This is a genomic window from Alcaligenes nematophilus (genome assembly GCF_026344155.1).
GTDB classification, from domain to species: domain Bacteria; phylum Pseudomonadota; class Gammaproteobacteria; order Burkholderiales; family Burkholderiaceae_B; genus Alcaligenes; species Alcaligenes phenolicus.
In genome coordinates this window covers 712313-731496 of sequence record NZ_JAPKMZ010000001.1, presented here as the reverse complement: position 1 = coordinate 731496, position 19184 = coordinate 712313, and the positions used below count along the sequence as shown (strand labels likewise).

Sequence of the window (19184 nt, the reverse complement as noted above, 5' to 3'; positions counted from 1 at the left end):
AGACCTAAGGAGAGCATGATGACAGTGACCATGAGCGATCTGTACACATCCCGTACAGAACGAACGGCGGCCATCGTCAGCCGCCAGGAGCCGGTGGTGTATCCGGATCCGGTAGGTAGCCAGCCTTTGAACAAGTCCCAGCTGCGGGAGTACGAGGACAATGGCTTTTTGCTGCTGCCTGATTTGTTCAATGCGCAGGAAGTGCAAGCCTTGCTGGGTAATGTGGAAGCCATGAGCACCGATCCCGGCATCTTGTCGCGTGAAGAAGCGGTGGTGGAAAAGGGCAGTCAGGCCGTGCGCTCGATCTTTCGAGTGCACGAGTTAAGCGAGCTGATTGCCCGCCTGGTGCGCGACCCGCGTGTACTGGATGTGGCCCGCCAGATTCTGGGCTCGGAGGTGTATGTGCATCAGTCCCGTGCCAACCTGAAACCGGGCTTTACCGGCAAGGAGTTTTACTGGCATTCGGACTTCGAGACCTGGCATATCGAAGATGGCATGCCGCAAATGCGCGCCTTAAGCTGCTCGGTGCTGTTGACTGACAATAATGTGTGCAATGGCCCCTTGATGCTAGTGCCGGGTTCGCACCGCCAGTTCATCTCTTGCACAGGGCAGACACCGGACAACCATTACAAGGAGTCCTTGCGCAAGCAGGAGTATGGCGTACCCGATCCGATCAGCCTGCGTTTGCTGGTGGATCAGGGTGGCATTGAAGCCATTACTGCCAAGGCCGGTTCGGTGATCTTTTTTGACTGCAATACCTTGCACGGCTCGGCCAGCAATATCTCGCCTTGGCCACGAGCCAATGTGTTTACGGTCTATAACAGCGTGGAAAACTGCGTGGGTGATCCCAAGCAGGGGCTGACACCCCGTCCTGCGCATGTGGCCACTCGCGGGCAGTTCCCTGTCCTGACGCCGTTGAACGGACCGCTGCTGGAGTCCTAGGCAGAAAGAAGGTCTGCGCCTTGTGCGCAGACCTGGCCGGATAAGACGCTCCCTGGATTTATTTCAGGGGGCGTTTTTTTGTGGGCTCAGGATTGTGAAGAAGAGGGGAGCGGCCAGCGTCTGGGGGCGGGCGTTGGTAAATGACGGGTCTGCACCGTACTGATTGGCCGGCGTCCGGAAAAGCAGTTATCGGAGATGCTCATCAGATATGACTCGGCATGTCCAGGAGTCCTTGTGATGGCTGCTGGACGGGATCAACTGTGTTAATGCACCCAATTAGCAACAATCGTTTATTTTTACCCGGGTAATATTGACTAATTAATATCATCCGGGTAAAAATAGAACCTTCTTACTTGAAGCTCTGGTTTTGACATGAAAACGACTTACCCCAATACCTACACCAGCTTTATGGGCCACCGCCGTATCGCGTCCGGTCCCATGCTGACCAATGTGCTGGCCGTGAAGAAAGTGCTGGAGAGCCGGGTTAACGATCCCGTACTGATCTTTGACGATGTGACAGGCCGTTTTGTGGATGTGAACACCCAAGGGACGGACGAAGAGCTGGCGCAACGCTATGCGCCAGTGGATGCTCCTGAAGTAGAGGTCGAGCAGACAGAGGAAGAAGCTCCACGCGGCCGTGGTCGCCCTAAGCTGGGCGTGATTCCTCGTGAAGTGACCTTGTTGCCACGACATTGGGATTGGCTGGCGACTCAACCCGGAGGGGCATCGGTTGCGCTACGCAAACTGGTTGAAGAAGCTCGCCGTGCCAGCGCCGCCAAAGATCAGCGTCGCCAGGCGCAGGAACGAGCCTATAACTTCATGACGGCAATCGGTGGAGATTTGCCTGGCTTTGAGGAAGCGATGCGAGCCTTGTTTGCTGATGAGCTGGAGCGCTTCAAAACCCTGCTGGCTGGCTGGCCGGAAGATGTGCGGGACCATGCTATCAAGCTGGTTCAAGATGTCGATGCATCTGAGGTGCAATAAAGCTTAAAAAAGTATCCTCTCCCTCTGTTAATCCCACTTGAAGCCGGGTCTGCGGAGGGAGAGGTCTATGCGGCCTTCAAGCTCTGCCTGGATGGCCTATCTGGTCGAAGACTCGCTGCTGTGATAACCCAGTAGTTGGGACAGTTCTGTTGCAGCGGTGCGCACAGTATTGACTAAAGACGAGGTGTCCAGTTTGCCGGAGCGCAAGTAACTGACCGGAATCGTCACACCCAGTGCGGCTACGATATGCCCCTGCTTATTGCGTATCGGGACAGCTGCACTTCCTACTTCAGGCTCAAAATACCCTTCGTCGTAACCATAGCCACGCTCGGCATCTTGGCGGATGAGTTCGTACAGCATATCCGTGGTCGTAGGAGTCCGCTCAGAAAATCTGGGCAGTGTGTTTTCTGGGTACAGCTGCAGCAAATCCGCCGGTTTCATATCACTTAACAGCACTCGCCCCAGCAGGGTGGCATGCAGCGGCAAACGGGTACCTACATGTACGGTGCTGACAAATGGGGTGGGGGCGGCCACTTTGCTAATGATGACGGCGCTATGTTCATCTTGAATCGCCAAGTTGCACGAGAGCCCGGTTTGATCACGTACGCGCTCCAGAATCGGTGTCCCTAATTGGGTCAGCTCCAGAGAAGCCAAATACTCAAACCCCAGTCGCAAAATGGCCATGCCCAATTTATACGTATGGCCACCTTCCACGCGCTGTACAAAGCCCAGATTTTCCAGTGTCGCCAATAATCTGAACGTGGTGGTGCGGGGAAGCTCCAGTCTTTTGGCTAGTTCCGGCGCCGTCAAAGTCTGCTCGTTCCGGTTGAATTCGAACAACAAGCGCAGGCCACGCTCTAGTCCTGGCACGGTGTAGTTTTGTTGTGCCGGCAAAGTCGTACTCATAAGCTCTCTTGGGTATTGGTCACAGCGGTTTAGTTGATGTGGCTAAGTATAAGAGTGGGCGCCGCTATTGTGATAGACAGCGGCGTGCCCGTCTGAAGTGATTCATGCTTAAAGGGTTTCTACTCATTTCTCTCGAAGTTTAAATGATTTTATACTTTCTGTTCCTAATATAAAACAACATTTCACTAGTGAAACAGAAAGGGTAAGGGATGAGTAAAGGACGAATGGGGGCAGTAGTGGGTGTATTGGTCATGGCGTGTGCTGGGCACGGCGCTGCGTTGGCCCAGCAAAGCAGCGTGCAGCTCTACGGCTTGCTGGACAGCGGCCTGTTGCTGGAAAAACAGTTGGATGACAGCAGAAAGTTTGGAATGGCCAGCGGGATTGCCGGTCAATCGCGCTTTGGTATCCGCGGCAGTGAAGACCTGGGTAATGGTTATTCCGTGACCTTCCAAATGGAAGGCGGCTTGTTGACGACGACCGGCACCTCCACCCAAGGCCGCCTCTTTGGACGGCAAGCAACCTTAGGAATCAAGGGTGGTTTTGGTGAACTGAAGTTTGGTCGGCAAACTGTTTTTGGCTATTCGTGGACGCCCTTTATTGCCAGCCCGTTTGGCGTGGCATGGTCTGGTAACGGCATCGGTTCTACCTTCGGGTATAAAAGCGGCGACTACGGTGCAGATGGTCGCTTGAGCAATGCGGTGACGTATCAGACGCCTGTTGTCGGTGGGCTGGAAGCCGGTATTGGTTATAGCTTTTCCACTGCTGATGAACAGTCTTTTGGCTCATCCAACAACAATCGTGTTCTGACCGCTGGCTTGCGCTATAGCAATGGCCCCTTGAAGGCGGCGCTGACCTACGAGCGCTTGAATCCTATTAAAGATAGTAATAATCGCAAGGCGCAAAACCTGCAGTTTGGTTTGTCTTATGACTTTGGCGTCGTGCGTTTGTTCAGCGGCTATAACGAGCAGCGCAACATTAACCTGAACCCTGCGCCTGGCTATGTGAAAACAGGGGGCGACAAAGATCGCGCCTTTACGGTCGGCGCGTCCATTCCTACTGGAAAAAGAGGGACGGCCATGCTGAGTTATCAGCGCGCCATGCTCTCGAACAATGGCGGTTTTGCAGCAGGTTACCGCTATCAACTCTCCAAGCGCACCAACGTGTATGCGATGGGCAACGTGTACAGCGTGCGCAACCACTTTATTGACGAAAAACAGCGCAAACACCAGCTCGGTGTTGGGCTGCAGCATTCATTTTGATTGATTTGATGTTTTGGGAGTAGAAAGGAAAGCCATGAGTGATATGACAACAGAACAAATTGTGCCGGTTCCCGATCAGGAATCTCCTCTGTTTGCGAGCTGGAAGCGTCCACAGGACAAGAGTTTGCAAGAGTGGATTGAATCACGCATCGCTCGCCGCAAAAGCCGTCAGTACGATTGGAATGCACTAGGTTGGCAAGCAGAGGTGAACCCGACGTACCGTCGAGCGCAAACTCGCTACATCGGCACAGGAGCAGCGGGCGTAACCCATGACGACAACGTCATTCCGGCAGAGCATTTCACGTTTTCCACCATGATCTTGCCTGCTGGTTGTGAAGGCCCCTTGCATGTGCACCACGACGTTGAGGAAGCTTTTTTCATTTTGCGCGGCGACAGTATCCGTCTGTTCCTGGAATACAAGGGAGAGCGTTGCGAAGTTGTCTTGAATGAACGTGACGTAATTTCGGTGCCACCGGGTGTGTACCGCGGTTTGCGCAATGAGGGTCAAGAAGAGTCCTTGATGTGCGTGATGCTGGGGGCGAACCGGCCTGATTTGCCTGACTATCCCGAAGACCATCCGCTGACTGCCGCCAAGAAGCTGCGTATGCAGGCAAAGGCCGCTGCGCAAAACAAGCAGCCCACCTAAATCCTATCAAGGAGCGATTCCATATGAACCGCAGGAAATTTCTGGTTTATAGCGCCGGCGCCTTGGGGGCAATGAGTTTGCCCCTGAGCGCCAGCGTGGCCTTTGCCAAGGCAAGGGGGACCTACACGTACCTGACCCCTTTCACGCTGTCCCTGGCCTTCGCGCCCGTCTTGTATGCCAGCGCGTCGGGTGGTTTCGACAAACTGGATGTGAACGTCAAAGTAGAAGTGGGCAGGGGGGCCGGTCAGGCCATACAGCTGGTTGCCGCCAAGCAGGTAGAAGCTGGCCGCACCGGTGGCGCCAATTATCTGTCTGCGCGCGCCCAAGACAACTCCGATGTTCTGGCCTTTGGCACGGTGTCACAGATTTCACCTTTTGTGGTGATTTCTTCCCAGAGCCACCCAGTTCGGGACGTGAAGGAACTGGCAGGGAAAGTGGTTGGCGTGGCGTCATTCGGTGGTTCTATGGAGGCCACCTTGAACTTGATGCTGGCCAAAGCAGGCGTGGACCCCAAGTCGGTGCGTCGTGAGCGTGTTGCTGACGGTCCGGCGTCGTTCGCGATGGTGGAGGCGGGCCGTATTGCCGCATTTTTTGGCAATGCCAGCACGGTATCGCGCCTGCGTGCTGCCGAACTGCCTTTGGTGGCGCTGCCTGTAGACGACGGTGTGCCTGGTCAAGTCTATGTGGCCAGTGAAGAGGATCTGGAATCCAACCGCGAGCAGCACGTCGCATTTTTGCAAGGCACCCGCTCGGCGATCTTGGCGATGGCGGATATGGACGATGCGCAACTGCTGGAAGTCATTCGCACGATTGCGCGTCGTTTCGATGTGCCAGGTATTGAAAAAGAAGATATTGCGCTGGGCGACCTGAAAGGCAACCGTGAGTTGTGGTTGGCGCACGGTAAAGAAAATGTCTTGCGTAATGTGCCCGAGCAGTGGGATGAAGCGACTCGCTTGTTGCAGGGTGCCGGTCTGATGAAGGAAACCTCCAGACAGCTCTATACCAATGCCATCTGGGAGTCTACCGTTGTCTGAGCTAGCAAAAAAACCGTCCACTGACGCACCGCCCATCGTTCGTTTTGACCGTGTCTCCAAGCATTTCAAGACCTCTACCGGTACGACCATTGCTTTGCAAGACATTAATCAGCACATCATGGCCGGTGAGTTTGTGGCAGTAATTGGTCCATCAGGCTGCGGCAAGTCCACCTTGCTGCGCTTGTTATGTGGTTTGGAACAGCCCACCTCCGGTCAGGTGAACTGGCCCGCTACGGCCGACAAGAAAACGCCCGATATCGGTGTGGCATTTCAAGAGCACCGACTTTTGCCGTGGATGAATATCCAGAAAAATATCCTGCTGCCCAAGTTGATGCAAGCGGGCAGTTACAGCGCTGAAGATGAACAGCGGGCGCTGTTGCTATGCGACATGGTGGGGTTGAAAGGCTTTGAAACCAAGAGCCCGGCTGAGCTGTCCGGTGGGATGCGCCAACGGGCGTCTTTTGCGCGCGCCCTGTTTTCCCAGCCCGATTTATTGCTGCTGGATGAACCGTTTGGGGCATTGGATGCCTTGACCCGGGAAAAAATTATCGCTGATGCAGAGCGTATCTGGATGGATCAGAAATTTGGTGCTTTCCTGATTACGCACTCTATCAGTGAAGCGGTGCACTTGGCGGATCGGGTCATTGTGATGTCGGCGCGCCCGGGACGTGTGGTAGCCGAAATTCCTATTACGTTGGAGCGTCCGCGCACAAACTTTTTGGGTGATCCCGAGTTTGCCCGTCTATGTGATGAACTGCGTCAGCATCTGGAGTTGTAAGTGAATCGTCTACTTATTCAAATCATTTCCGTGCTGGTGTTTTTCCTGCTCTGGAAAGCCTATGTCAGTGGTTTTGACGTGTCCCCCCTGGTCTTGCCCCCACCGGAAGATGTGGTGCACGCCCTGGTGCGGCTGATGCAGCGTGATGATACCTACTATCACATCTACACCACCTTGGCCGAGTGCCTGGGAGGCTTTTGTATCGCGGTAATTGTGGGAACCTTGCTGGGGCAGTTGCTGGGACGGATCGCCATCTTGGACACGATCTTCAAACCCTTTGTGATCGCCTTGCAGCTGACGCCTAAAGTGGCGCTGATTCCCCTGTTCATTTTGTGGTTTGGTTTTGGAATCGAATCCAAGATCATCATCTCGGCGCTATTGGCTTTCTTTCCGGTTTTCTCCAATAGTTATCTGGGGGCCAAGTCTGTCGATACGGGTTTGATTGAAGTGTTTCAGGTGGGCAAGGCAAGCACCTGGCAGCGCTTCAAACTGCTGGTGATCCCTGCCTCCTTGCCTTACATCCTGACGGGTATGGAGATGGCAATTGTGCTGGCCATTATTGGTGCCGTGGTGTCTGAGTTTGTGGCTGGTTCGCGTGGTCTGGGCTACTTGGCCACCATCAAGCTGCAGGATCTGGAAGTGGATACCTTGTTTGCCGTTGTAATCCTTTTGGCGATGATTGGTTTCGTGCTGTATTTCACCGTTGGTTCACTGCGTAAAGTTGTGATCCCTTGGCATGAGTCGGCAAAAGCGGCCAAGAAATAAGCCATCGCACGAAAGTAGGAGGCAAAACATGCCACTGAGCACACAGAGTGCGATGCGTAAGACGGCTTCTGGCCTGTCTTATTGGGATAACGGGGAGCAGCAAGGCGATGTGTACGTCTTGCTGCACGGCATCAGTTCGGCTGCGGGTTTGTGGGCCAAGCAGTTTGCAAGCCAAGCGGGGAAAAACCGGCTGATAGCCTGGGATGCGCCGGGCTATGGCGACAGTGTCGCTTTGGCCTCGGCCACTCCCAGCGCTGCTGATTACGCTCAGGCACTGAGAACCTTGGTGCAGGAGGTGGGTTTGCCCGCCTTCACGCTGGTGGGGCATTCCTTGGGCGCATTGATGGCCACTGCCTATGCCTCGCTGTATCCGGAGGATGTGTCACGTTTGGTGTTGGCCAGTGTGGCACAGGGCTATGGCAAAACCTCGGCAGAGCAGCAACGGCAGGTATACGAGAAACGTCCACGACTGCTCGAAGCGCTGGGCCCGGAAGCCATGGCGCAAGAGCGTGGGCCGTTTCTGTTGGGGCAAGTGACACCCGAAAACATGCAGATGGTGACGCAGGCAATGAAACGACTGCGTCTGGAGGGATTCCAAGCGTCTTCCTATCTCTTGGCGTACGACAGTATTGATGATTACCTGCCGAGTATTCAAGGTGACATAGAGGTTTTGTACGGCACAGAGGATGGCATTACTCCACCTGCTGGGATGCAGGCCTTACAGCACAGTTACCCACGGCTGAAATTACAGGCAGTGCCGCAAGCTGGCCATTTGCTGTACGTGGATCAACCTGCGCTATTTGATCGCCTGGTCTTTGGCCATGCCGAGCAGGACAAGAAGGAGAGCAGCATATGAGTTTTCAAGTTAGCGGCAAAGTGGCCGTCGTGACGGGAGGCTCCTCAGGCATAGGTCTGGAAACCGTACGGCTATTGCTTGAGCAAGGCGCATACGTTGCCTGGTGCGGACGGGATTCCGGGCGCCTGCAGGATTCCTGGGAAGCAATGGCGGCCTGTTTTGAGTCGGATCGTCTGTATATACAGTGTTGCGACGTGTTGAATGCGGATGCCGTCAAACAATTTATTGAGCAGGTAGCGCAGCGTTTCGGCGGTGTGGACATGCTGATCAACAATGCGGGCCAGGGAAAAGTTGCCAGCTTTGAAGACACCTCGGATGAAGAGTGGATACGGGAAGTGCAGCTGAAGTACTTCAGTGTGTTAAATCCCGTGCGGGCCGCCTTGCCGTATCTGCGCCAGTCAAGCATTGCGTCCATCGCCAATGTGAACTCCTTGCTGGCTTACAAACCTGAGCCGCACATGATGGCAACTTCAGCCGCCAGAGCGGGTTTGTTGAATTTGAGCAAAGGTTTATCCAAAGAGTTTGTGGCTGCAGGCATTCGAGTGAACTCCATTTTGATTGGTATGGTGGAGTCCGGGCAGTGGCAACGTCGCTACCTGGATAGATCAGATCCTGACCAAAGCTGGGAGGATTGGCTCGCGGGCATTGCCCGCAAGCGTGGCATACCGATGGGACGTCTGGGCAAGCCTGTGGAAGCGGCTCGGGCTTTGGTGTTTTTAGCGTCGCCGTTGTCTTCCTATACAACGGGATCAGTCATTGACGTGTCTGGCGGGTTTAGTCAGGAAATTTAGGGCAGAACGATGAAAAAAGTAGCATTTATTGGCTATGGGGCCATGGCAAAAACGGTGCATGCCCTGTTGCCTGAATCCATTGAACTGGCATGGGTGATTGTCACTGAAGCGGGTGTGGCCGCCATGCAACAAGAGCTGGGGCCTGCTGTGCAAGTGATCAGCCATGTGGATGACATGGTGGGAACGCCAGATCTGGTGTTGGAGATGGCCGGGCAAGCTGGTTTGAAAGCCCATGCCAAAGCGGTATTGCAGCGCCAATTGCCTTTGGCCGTGATTTCGGTGGGGGCGTTTGCCGACAGTGTGTTTGAGCAGGGGATACGTGAATTTGCGGTTGCACAGGGCGCACAGCTACAGATTTTGCCTGGCGCTATTGCGGGGGTTGATGGTATTGCCGCGGCACGCACAATGGGTTTGGATAGTGTGGTGTATCAAGGGCGTAAAAAACCAGCCAGTTGGAAAGGCAGCTATGCCGAGCAACTGGTCGATTTGGATGCGCTAACCGAAGCGACCGTATTTTTCCGAGGCTCGGCTCGTGAGGCGGCACAGAAGTTTCCGGCCAATGCAAACGTGGCAGCGACCATCGCCCTGGCAGGGGTGGGCATGGACGCAACTCAGGTTGAGCTGATTGCTGATCCTGCCATGACACGAAACCAGCATCGTATCCGTGTCGAAGGAACGTTTGGTGAGATGCAAATAGAAATGCAGGGCGTCGCTTTAGCCAGCAATCCTAAGACGTCCACCTTGGCAGCACTGAGTGTGGTGCGCGCTTGCTATCAACTGGGTGACGCCCTGGTCATCTAGGCGGAGAAAAACATGAAAGCATTATTTTTGGCCGGCCATTGGCGGCAAGGCCGGGGGGCAGTTGCGCGCAGCATTTTTCCAGCAGACGGTAGCGTGAATGCCGAGTTTTCTACCGCCAGCCTGGAAGATGTGCAAGAGGCCGTTCAAGCCGCGCACTGGGCCTGGCAAGAGCCCTCCTGGCGCAATAGCTTGCCCGTGGAGCGGGCTCGGGTGCTCTATAAAGTGGCCGATCTGATCGAGCAGAATGTGGCCGAGCTGGCCGCTTTGCAAACAAGAGACAACGGCAAGCCGCTGGCAGAAACGCGTGGTTTGGTGATGAGTGCTGCCGCCACGGCCCGTTATACCGCCGCGTGTCTGGAAACCCTGGATACAGAGCTGACCAATGCCCGGTCCAGAGAGTGGTTGACCATGAGTGTGCATGAGCCCTTGGGGGTGGTGGCCGCCATCACACCCTGGAACTCGCCCATTGCCTCTGAAGTGCAAAAACTGGCACCCGCTTTGGCAGCGGGTAATGCCGTGATCTTGAAACCAGCCGAAGCGACATCCTTGATCGCCTTGGAACTGGCGCGCCTGTTTGAGCAAGCGGGGCTGCCTCCCGGCTTGCTAAGCGTGTTACCGGGTAAAGGTTCAGTCGTGGGCAATGCCATTGTGCAGCATCCACTGGTGAAGAAAATTTCCTTCACAGGCGGGACGAGCACAGGACGTCAGCTGGCTCATATTGCAGCAGAGCGCTTGATTGGTACCTCCCTGGAGCTGGGAGGCAAGTCGCCGACGGTGGTGTTGGAGGATGCCGATCTGGATCTGGCCGTAAATGGGGTGATCTACGGCATTTTCAGTTCCTCAGGGCAGGCTTGCATCGCCGGTGCGCGCTTGTTTGTACACGCAAACGTGTATGAGGCCTTTATGCAGCGTTTGGTCGCTAAAACACAAGCGCTGCGTGTGGGGCATCCCGAGCACGCCGCGACTCAAGTTGGCCCACTGATAGACGAGAAACACTTGAGTTCGGTTGACGCCTACGTGCGACGCGCCGAACAGGAGGGCGGGCAGATTGTAGTTGGTGGGCACCGTCTGACCGAGGGTGATCTGGCGCAGGGCAATTACTACGCCCCCACCATTATTACCGGGCTGGGTAACCGGGCCAGCGTGTGCCAGGAAGAGATCTTTGGCCCCGTGCTGGTGGTATTGCCGTTTGAGGACGAGCACGACTTGTTGCAGCAAGCCAATGACAGTGTCTACGGCTTGGCCGCCGGCCTTTGGACTGAAAACTACCGCAAGGCCTGGCAACTGGCCCGAGCACTGGATGTAGGCACGGTCTGGATTAATACCTACAAGAAATTCTCTATCTCCACACCCTTTGGCGGTTTTAAAGAAAGCGGCGTGGGCAGGGAGAAAGGCAGGCTGAGTATTTTGTCGTACATGCAGCAAAAAAGCATTTATATGGGGCTGAGTACACAGCCTGATCCGTGGTGTGAAGGATGAGAGACACAAACATGACAGAAACCATTTCCGTGGGTGAGGCCATTGCCCGTGTGTTGGAGAGCCACCAGGTACGCAATGTGTATGGCGTGATTTCCATTCACAATTTGCCCATTGCCGATGCGCTGGGCCGCCGCAAGCAGGTGCAGTTTGTATGCGCCAGGGGCGAGGCGGGTAGCGTCACCATGGCCGACGCAGAATCACGTTTCACCGGTTTGGGCGTGGCCTTGACCAGTACGGGGGCAGGGGCTGGCAATGCCGTGGGCTCGCTCATCGAAGCCTGCAATGCTGCCAGCCCTGTACTGCATTTGACGGGCCAAGTTGAACGTGAGTATCTGGACAGAGATGCCAGTTTCATTCATGAAGCCAAAGATCAGTTGGGTTTCTTGCGCGCGTCCAGTAAAGCCGCGTATCGCATCACCAGCCCGGAAAACGCGGTGGGCACGATTCAAGAGGCCATACGCGTTGCGACCACCGTTCCCATGGGGCCGGTAAGTGTTGAAATTCCTATTGATGTGCAGGCTGCACACATTGCCTGGCCCATCTCGCTGGAACCGGCCGCCCCCTTGCAATTGCCTGCTTTGCAAGAGCGCGACAGAGCCCGACTGGCCGCAGCCGTTAAAGCCGCAAAACGTCCCATGCTCTGGATAGGGGGGGGAACCCTGAAAGCGGGTAAAGCCGTCCGTCAGTTGGCGGATATGGGGATTCCAGTGGTGTCGTCTACACATGCACGTGGCGTCCTGGCAGATAGTCACCCTCGCAGTTTGGGTGCATTTCACAATACGGCTGAAGTGGAAACGCTGTTGGCCGACGCGGATTTGTTCTTGGTGGTCGGTTCGCGTTTGCGCAGCAATGAAACCAAAACCTATTCCATCCAGTTTCCTGCCAACACCCTGCAAATTGATGCGAACCCGGCTGCACAACAGCGAAACTACGCCATCAGCCAGTTCGTCTGCGCAGAGGCCAACGAAGCCCTGACAGCCTTGGTGCAAGATCTGCAGGGCTGCAGCTTTGTCGATGCGGATTATGATGCCGCGATTACCCAGGCCCGTGAAGCCGCCATACTCCAATTGACTGAACAGTTGGGGCCGTATGCCGAGCTATGCTTTGCCCTGCGTGCTGCCATGCCTGAAGATGCGATCCTGGTGCGCGATATCACCATGTCCGGAAGTACCTGGGGCAGTCGGCTGTTCCCTGTACACGCCCCCTTGCAAAACATCCACTCCTTGGCAGGGGCGATCGGCTTGGGGCTGGCACACGCGATCGGTACGGCCAAAGCGAACCTGGATAAGAAGGTGGTGGCCTTGGTGGGTGATGGTGGCTTGATGCTGGGTATTGGTGAAATGGCCACGATGGTGCAAGAGCAAAGCAACCTGGTTTTGCTGGTGATGAATGACGGCGGCTATGGCGTGATGCGCGGCATACAGAAGCGCTACTTTGAAGATCGGCAGTATTACAACCAGCTGCACACACCTAGCTATCGTGATGTGGGTCGGGCGATGGGGTGCCAGGCGTATCTGGTGTCGTCCTTGGACGAATTCAAAACAGTGGTGAAGCAGGCCATTGAGCATCAAGGCCCCTCGGTGGTCGAAGTGGATATGGCTAGCATCGGACCACTACGTTTTTCAGGCCCACCTCAGAAAAAGCTGTACTGATTAATTTCATGTGGCAGAGCAGGGTGGCATGCTGCGTAAGGTAGTGCCACCCCGGCTGGATTGTGTGGAACCGCAGCTTGTGGATATCCGCTTCCGGCGGTTGCAGACCTCGCCTCTGTATCATCCTGTTCAGCTTGGTGTTGTCTGCTAAATCTGGATGGTTTTTTATCAGCCACTCTTTCTTGTTGCCACGTTTTTGGGGTTATGGAGGCAGCGAACAGACGTGTCGCTGGTCTATACGCTCCCTCTGATCCGCCCTGTGAACAAAAAGAATTAGGCCGCCTGAATAAAGTTGCTCAGGAACGCCTGCGTCCGCGCTTCCTGCGGATGGCAGAACACTTGTTCGGGCGGGCCAGACTCCACGATCACGCCTTTATCAAAGAAGCAGACACGGTCTGAGACTTCCTTGGCAAATTGCATTTCGTGGGTCACCAGCAGAATCGTCAGATCCTGTTCCTGACTCAGCTTTTGAATCACGCCAAGCACTTCACCCACCAGTTCCGGGTCCAGAGCCGAGGTAGGTTCGTCAAACAGCAGAATGTTCGGTTCCATCGCCAGGGCCCGGGCGATGCCCACGCGCTGTTGCTGTCCGCCAGAGAGCTGGCTGGGGAATTTGTCGGCATGGTCGATCAGGCCCACCAGATCCAGATATTTGGTGGCCCGTTCGCGCGCCTGTTCTTTGGACAGGCCCAGCACATGGGTGGGCGCTTCAGTCACATTGCGCATCACCGTCATATGCGGGAACAGGTTGAACTGCTGGAACACCATGCCCATTTCCTTGCGCATCTCGCGTAAGTGGTTCTGGCTGGCGGGCACCAGCTTGTCATCGACCCGCTCGTGCCAGAGGGGTTTGCCCGCTACCGTGATGACACCTTCGTCGATGGTCTCCAGCGTCATCAGAATGCGCAGCACGGTGGATTTACCGGAACCGGAAGGGCCGATGATGGTGACTTTTTCACCTGGTTCCACCTGGAAGTTCAAGGCGTCCAGTACGGTGACGTCACCAAATTTCTTGGTGACATTGTCAAATTGAATGATGGGGTTCGTAGAGTCAGTCATCGCAGGGGGATTCCTTGCTTGGGCAAACGCTGGTCCAGCGCTCGTACCCCAGCGGATGCCAGGAGGGTCAGCAGCAGATACAGGCCGCCCACCATGGACAGGGGAATGATGTAGTTAAAGGTACGGTCACCGATAATCTTGGCCACATTCAGAACTTCCAGTACCGATACAACAGAGAGTACAGGCACGTCTTTCATGATGGACACCAGATAATTACCCATGGCCGGAATGATGCGCGGGATGGCCTGGGGCAGAGTGATGACCATAAAGGTACGCAGCGGGGAAATGTCCAGTGCGCGGGCTGCTTCAGTCTGGCCATGGGTAACGGACTCCAGACCGGCTCGGTAGACCTCGGACAGATAGGCGCTGTACTGCACCCCCAGCGCCAGTGCGCCGGTCAGAAAGGCGGGCAGCACAATGCCGTAGTCCGGTAGCACGTAGTACAGGAAAAACAATTGCACCAGCAAAGGCGTGTCGCGCAGGAATTCGGTCAGCACATAGGCGGGCCAGGAAATCAGGCGCAGACGCACACTTTTCAGGCCTGCCAGAATCAGTCCCAAGACAGCCGCAACACCAAAGCCCAGTACGGCGGCCTGGATGGTGACCCATAAGCCTTTAAGCAAAATAGGCAGGATAGACAGCGCAAATGCTCCGTTGCTGCTGGTGTCCCATTCAATACCAAACAGCATGTTCAGCTCCTTTGCGCACGCCAGCGGCCGGTTGCGCGTTCCAGCAATTTCATCAGGACGGTCAGCACCAGTGCCATGCCGAAGTACATCAGCAAGAGCAGGGTATAGATGGTGGTGCTGTCCTGGGTGAAGTTGCGTATTTGTTCAGCTCTGAAGCTCAAGTCGCCCAGACTGATCAGGGAGACCAGGGCGGTGTCTTTCAGATTTTGCACGGCCAGATTCCCGAAGCTGGGCATCATCTCTGGGATGGCCTGGGGCAGGCTGATGCGCCACAGGGTTTGGCGCTCTGTAAAGTCCAGGGCCTTGGCCGCTTCCAGTTGGGAGTGTGGCACGGCCTGGATGGCGCCGCGCACCACTTCGGCACCGTAAGCGCCAATGTTCAGGCCCAGGGCCAGGGTGCCGGCCACGACCGGGTCCAGACGCCAGTCCAGCCCCATGGACTCGCCCAGAATAGGCAGGGCAAAGTACAGCCAGAACAGCTGTACCAATAAAGAGGTGCCGCGAAAAACTTCAATAATCGTGACGGACAGCGAGCGCAAGGCGACCGAGTGGGACAGCCTGCCTATGCCCAGGGCAAAGGAGGCGATGGCTCCCACCACGGTTGAATACAGGGTGAGCTGTATGGTGACCCAGGCTCCGTCCATCAGGGCCGAGCTGTAACTTAACCAATCCATATCAGGTTCCAGACAAGGGCAGGCGGTACACCTTCAGTGCGCTGTCGGCCCTTGCAAGGGGCCGCGCAGGCCCGTGCGGCCGCCTTACCCGCAGGTGAAGGATCAGGCTTTACACAGCTGTTCCGTGGATTTCTCAAATGAGTGCTTGGCGTCTTCTTCGGTAAAGCCGTGTTTGCTCAGGATGGCTTTCCATTCATCGGTTTTCTTGAATTCGGCCAGCTCCTTGTTCACGGCGTCGCGCAGGTCTTCGGATTCCTTGGCAAAGGCAAAGCCGCCCCAGCTACGAACCGGGTTGCCATCAATGATGGGGTCCTTGAACTCGGCGGCCAGCTCGACTTTGCCGCCCCCTTTGGAGGCCAGATCACTGGCAGTCTGGCCAGTTGCGGCATAGGCATCGGCACGGCCGGTTGCCACGGTGGAGATTGCATCCGCGTTGTTGGAAATAGTGATCATGCGGTTATCGGGCACGCCCAGGGCCTGCATCATTTCCAGTTGATCGGCACCGGCCATGATGGCGATCTTGTGATCAGTCTTGGCGAAGTCTTCGTACGAGTGAATGTTCTTGGGGTTGCCCTTGGCGACCAGCAGGCCTTCACCGTAGGAGCTGTTGGGCTCGGAGAACAGCACGGTATTGCAACGTTGCGGCAGGATGGCCATTTCGGCGGCCACCATATCAAAGCGTTTGGCTTGCAGGCCGGGGATCAGGGAACCGAAATTAGCGGTTTCCCATTTGATTTCTTTGACGCCCAGACGCTCCATGATGGCCTGGGCCACTTCGGGGCCAGCGCCTTGGGCTTTGCCGGACATGTCCATGTATCCGTACGGAATTTCATTAGCAACGGCGACGCGAATCACGCCGCGCTCTTTGACTTGTTCCAGCGTGACTGCCTGGGCGCTGGAGGCGGCAGCCAGGGTGCCCAGCAGGGCAAAGGCCAACGCGCAGAGGGGCTTGGATTGTAGTTTCATCATGAGTCCTTTTCTCGCCTATACCATTTCGTTATAAATGATTTGTTTTACGAAAGATTTGCAGGGAAATCATAGCTTATAAAATCATTCGTACTCAAATTAAATGTATAGAAACTATCAAGTAAAGGGCCTGCTTAGCATTTCTATATAAGGAAAGTGGCAGGTCTTAGGGAAAATGCGTGGTGTCTTGAGTACGTGTTTTCACTATGCTCCCAAGGATTAAAGAGCGCTTGTCCTCTCAAAAGCGCCTGGCTTATGCCTACCCCAGATTGATTCATGAATGAGTTCGGCGCGCCTTCGGGCGCGCCGACACCCTTTTGGAAAGTGCGCTTTGGCGCGCTTTCAAACCCTGCCGGTTCGGGAAATGCACGGTACCAAACGACTGTGCTGACCCCGCAAGAACGCCTGCCACACTCGGTATTGCGTCTCTTGTGCAGGCAGCTGGCGACTTCTTCAGATCAGAAGCGCGGCCAGAAGAAAAAGTTGGTGACAGGCTTACTTAATGCAAAATCGTGGAGGCTCTATGAGCAGAGAAGAGGGCGGTTTTATAAAACAGCATCTGATTTGGGTGCTGGTTGCGGTGCTGGGGGCCTTTGCCCTGGGAACGGTGGCACTAAGCCGGGGGGAGAGCATCAATGCTCTATGGATCGTAGTCGCCGCAGTCTGCGTCTATTTAATTGCCTATCGTTATTACAGCCGTTTCATTGCTCGCAAGGTTTTTGAGCTGGACGCGACCCGCATGACGCCAGCCTGGCGTCATAACGATGGTCTGGACTACGTACCGACTAATAAACACGTGCTTTTTGGGCACCATTTTGCCGCCATTGCAGGGGCTGGCCCTTTGGTCGGGCCAGTGCTGGCGGCGCAAATGGGTTATCTGCCCGGCATGCTCTGGATTCTGGCCGGTGTGGTGTTTGCGGGGGCGGTGCAGGACTTCACGGTTCTGTTCATCTCCATGCGCCGCGACGGGCGTTCGCTGGGGGATCTGATCAAGTCTGAACTGGGCACGGTGCCCGGTGTGATCGCCTTGTTTGGCGCTTTCATGATCATGGTCATCATTCTGGCTGTGCTGGCGCTGATTGTGGTCAAGGCTCTGATCAATTCGCCATGGGGCACCTTCACGGTGGCAGCGACGATTCCGCTGGCTATCTTCATGGGGATTTATCTGCGCTTCCTGAGGCCGGGCCGTATTGGCGAAGTCTCGGTGATCGGACTGATCTTTCTGCTGGCCGCGATTGTGTATGGTCAGGACGTAGCGGCGCACCCGACCTGGGGGCCGTTCTTCACCCTGAATGGCGAAGAGCTGACCTGGGCGCTGATTATTTACGGCTTTATTGCTGCTGTGCTGCCCGTGTGGCTGCTGCTGGCTCCGCGTGACTATCTGTCCACCTTCCTGAAAATTGGCACGATTGTGGGTCTGGCCATCGGGATTGTGATTGTGGCGCCCGAGCTGAAAATGCCAGCGACTACCAAGTTTATTGATGGCACAGGCCCGGTCTGGTCCGGGAGCTTGTTCCCCTTCCTGTTCATTACCATTGCTTGCGGTGCCGTGTCCGGTTTCCACGCTTTGATTTCCTCGGGCACCACGCCCAAGATGATCGAAAACGAAACCCAGGCGCGCTATATCGGCTATGGCGGTATGTTGATGGAGTCCTTTGTAGCCATCATGGCCCTGGTTGCGGCTTGCGTGATCGAGCCGGGCATTTACTACGCCATGAACAGCCCAGCCGCCTTGATTGGCACCACGCCTGAGCAGGCCGCGCAAGTGGTGTCCAGCTGGGGCTTCCTGATTACTCCCGCTGATCTGACCCAAATGGCCAGCGACGTGGGTGAAAACAGCATTATTTCCCGTGCCGGTGGTGCTCCTACCCTGGCGGTGGGCATGGCCTTCATCTTGCATAACGTCATCGGCGGGCCGGCGATGATGAGCTTCTGGTATCACTTCGCCATTCTGTTTGAGGCCCTGTTCATTCTGACGGCGGTAGATGCCGGTACGCGTGCAGGCCGCTTCATGCTGCAAGACTTGATGGGTACTTTTGTGCCGGGCTTGCGGCGTACGGAGTCGCTGGTCGCCAACCTGATTGCCACATCCTTGTGCGTGGCGGCGTGGGGCTACTTCCTGTATCAGGGTGTGGTCGATCCACTGGGTGGTATCAACACCTTGTGGCCTTTGTTCGGTATTGCCAACCAGATGCTGGCAGCGGTGGCATTGGTATTGGGTACGGTGGTGCTCTTCAAGATGAAGAAAGACCGCTACGCATGGGTGACCGTGGTTCCCACTATCTGGCTGCTGATTTGCACGCTGGTGGCAGGCTTTCAGAAAATGTTCCACCCCGACCCCAAGATTGGCTTTTTGGCCCACGCCAAGGTTTATCAAAAAGGTCTGGCGGAACAAACTGTCATGGCGCCGGCCAAATCTCTGGAGCAGATGCAGCAGGTGATTTTCAACGATTACGTGAACTCCACCTTGTGCGGTCTGTTCATCTTTGTGGTCTTGAGCATGGTGTTCTTTGGCATCCGTTGCGTGCTGAAAGCACGTCGCAGCACGGAGCCGCATTCTGCCGAGACTCCGTACGAGCCATTACCGGCTCAAGCGGCAGCAGGAGCTTGATATGAAAGGATTATTGACAGGAGCCATTTCCCGCAGTGCCCAGGCAGGGCGGGGCACCGGGCGTTATCTGGCCACAACCTTGCGTCTGATGGTGGGCGTGCCTGATTACGAAACCTATCTGAATCATATGCGGGTGAACCACCCGGATCAGAAACCGATGGAGTACGCCGAGTTTTTCCGGGAGAGACAGCAAGCCCGGTACGGTGGCAAAGGGCGTATAGCCTGCTGCTAAATTAGGCGGCTAAGGGCCAGAACCCAGTGTTCTGGCCCTTTTGCATTTGTGCCTGGCAGT

The 19184-nt window shown here is 55.7% G+C and carries 19 protein-coding genes; 14 read left to right on the top strand and 5 right to left on the bottom strand.

Going from position 1 to position 19184, the window contains the following annotated elements:
* Positions 1–18 precede the first annotated feature (18 nt).
* Positions 19–942 carry an ectoine hydroxylase gene (gene thpD / locus OSH04_RS03485; protein WP_035272589.1) on the top strand — a complete coding sequence of 308 codons (924 nt, stop codon included), beginning with the start codon at positions 19–21 and terminating at the stop codon, positions 940–942.
* Positions 943–1314: 372 nt separating this feature from the next.
* On the top strand, positions 1315–1926 hold the full coding sequence (locus tag OSH04_RS03480) for a DUF2239 family protein (RefSeq protein WP_266107947.1): 612 nt from the start codon (positions 1315–1317) through the stop codon (positions 1924–1926).
* A 96-nt stretch (positions 1927–2022) separates the two neighbouring features.
* On the opposite strand, the gene OSH04_RS03475 is transcribed toward OSH04_RS03480, so the two are convergent.
* Positions 2023–2832, bottom strand: a complete 810-nt coding sequence (locus OSH04_RS03475) for an IclR family transcriptional regulator (RefSeq protein WP_035272592.1) — start codon at positions 2830–2832, stop codon at positions 2023–2025.
* 209 nt (positions 2833–3041) lie between these two features.
* Here OSH04_RS03475 and OSH04_RS03470 point away from each other — a divergent pair, with 209 nt between their 5' ends.
* Genes OSH04_RS03470 through OSH04_RS03425 form a run of 10 tightly spaced genes read left to right on the top strand, consistent with a single transcriptional unit; the run spans position 3042 to position 12893 of the window.
* Positions 3042–4091 carry a porin gene (locus OSH04_RS03470; RefSeq protein ID WP_035272594.1) on the top strand — a complete coding sequence of 350 codons (1050 nt, stop codon included), beginning with the start codon at positions 3042–3044 and terminating at the stop codon, positions 4089–4091.
* 43 nt (positions 4092–4134) lie between these two features.
* A complete protein-coding gene (locus OSH04_RS03465) occupies positions 4135–4737 on the top strand; it encodes a cupin domain-containing protein (RefSeq protein WP_052159462.1) in 603 nt (200 codons plus the stop codon).
* A 23-nt stretch (positions 4738–4760) separates the two neighbouring features.
* Positions 4761–5771, top strand: coding sequence for an ABC transporter substrate-binding protein (locus tag OSH04_RS03460; protein ID WP_052159448.1), 1011 nt, complete (start codon positions 4761–4763; stop codon positions 5769–5771).
* Positions 5764–6549, top strand: a complete 786-nt coding sequence (locus OSH04_RS03455) for an ABC transporter ATP-binding protein (RefSeq protein WP_042481933.1) — start codon at positions 5764–5766, stop codon at positions 6547–6549. The genes OSH04_RS03460 and OSH04_RS03455 overlap by 8 nt, the downstream gene beginning before the upstream one ends.
* Entirely contained in the window at positions 6550–7314 is a 765-nt protein-coding gene (locus tag OSH04_RS03450) for an ABC transporter permease (RefSeq protein ID WP_035272595.1), read from the top strand. It abuts the gene before it with no gap.
* 28 nt (positions 7315–7342) lie between these two features.
* On the top strand, positions 7343–8170 hold the full coding sequence (locus OSH04_RS03445; protein ID WP_254002085.1) for an alpha/beta fold hydrolase: 828 nt from the start codon (positions 7343–7345) through the stop codon (positions 8168–8170).
* Positions 8167–8961: an SDR family oxidoreductase gene (locus tag OSH04_RS03440; RefSeq protein WP_035272596.1), complete on the top strand. Its 795-nt coding sequence runs from the start codon at positions 8167–8169 to the stop codon at positions 8959–8961. The genes OSH04_RS03445 and OSH04_RS03440 overlap by 4 nt, the downstream gene beginning before the upstream one ends.
* A 9-nt stretch (positions 8962–8970) precedes the next feature.
* Complete coding sequence (locus OSH04_RS03435) at positions 8971–9762, top strand: aspartate dehydrogenase (protein WP_035272597.1); 792 nt, start codon at positions 8971–8973, stop codon at positions 9760–9762.
* 12 nt (positions 9763–9774) lie between these two features.
* Positions 9775–11241, top strand: coding sequence for an aldehyde dehydrogenase (locus OSH04_RS03430; protein ID WP_266107945.1), 1467 nt, complete (start codon positions 9775–9777; stop codon positions 11239–11241).
* A gap of 11 nt (positions 11242–11252) precedes the next feature.
* A complete protein-coding gene (locus OSH04_RS03425; protein WP_266107944.1) occupies positions 11253–12893 on the top strand; it encodes a thiamine pyrophosphate-binding protein in 1641 nt (546 codons plus the stop codon).
* Between the two features lie 273 nt (positions 12894–13166).
* Here the strand turns inward: OSH04_RS03425 and ehuA are convergent, their stop codons facing one another.
* The 4 genes from ehuA to ehuB all read right to left on the bottom strand — a co-directional run bounded on the left by ehuA (position 13167) and on the right by ehuB (position 16284).
* Positions 13167–13952 carry an ectoine/hydroxyectoine ABC transporter ATP-binding protein EhuA gene (ehuA, locus tag OSH04_RS03420; RefSeq protein WP_009456195.1) on the bottom strand — a complete coding sequence of 262 codons (786 nt, stop codon included), beginning with the start codon at positions 13950–13952 and terminating at the stop codon, positions 13167–13169.
* A complete protein-coding gene (gene ehuD, locus OSH04_RS03415) occupies positions 13949–14641 on the bottom strand; it encodes an ectoine/hydroxyectoine ABC transporter permease subunit EhuD (RefSeq protein WP_083053302.1) in 693 nt (230 codons plus the stop codon). The genes ehuA and ehuD overlap by 4 nt, the downstream gene beginning before the upstream one ends.
* Positions 14642–14643: 2 nt before the next feature.
* Positions 14644–15315 (bottom strand): ectoine/hydroxyectoine ABC transporter permease subunit EhuC, encoded by a 672-nt coding sequence (gene ehuC, locus OSH04_RS03410; RefSeq protein WP_009456199.1) that lies wholly within the window; start codon positions 15313–15315, stop codon positions 14644–14646.
* 102 nt (positions 15316–15417) lie between these two features.
* Positions 15418–16284, bottom strand: a complete 867-nt coding sequence (gene ehuB / locus OSH04_RS03405) for an ectoine/hydroxyectoine ABC transporter substrate-binding protein EhuB (RefSeq protein ID WP_035272602.1) — start codon at positions 16282–16284, stop codon at positions 15418–15420.
* Between the two features lie 520 nt (positions 16285–16804).
* On the opposite strand from ehuB, the gene OSH04_RS03400 reads away from it, so the two are divergent.
* Positions 16805–18892: a carbon starvation CstA family protein gene (locus OSH04_RS03400; protein ID WP_088450435.1), complete on the top strand. Its 2088-nt coding sequence runs from the start codon at positions 16805–16807 to the stop codon at positions 18890–18892.
* A gap of 1 nt (position 18893) precedes the next feature.
* Positions 18894–19124 carry a YbdD/YjiX family protein gene (locus OSH04_RS03395; RefSeq protein WP_009456207.1) on the top strand — a complete coding sequence of 77 codons (231 nt, stop codon included), beginning with the start codon at positions 18894–18896 and terminating at the stop codon, positions 19122–19124.
* The last annotated feature ends 60 nt before the right edge of the window (positions 19125–19184 follow it).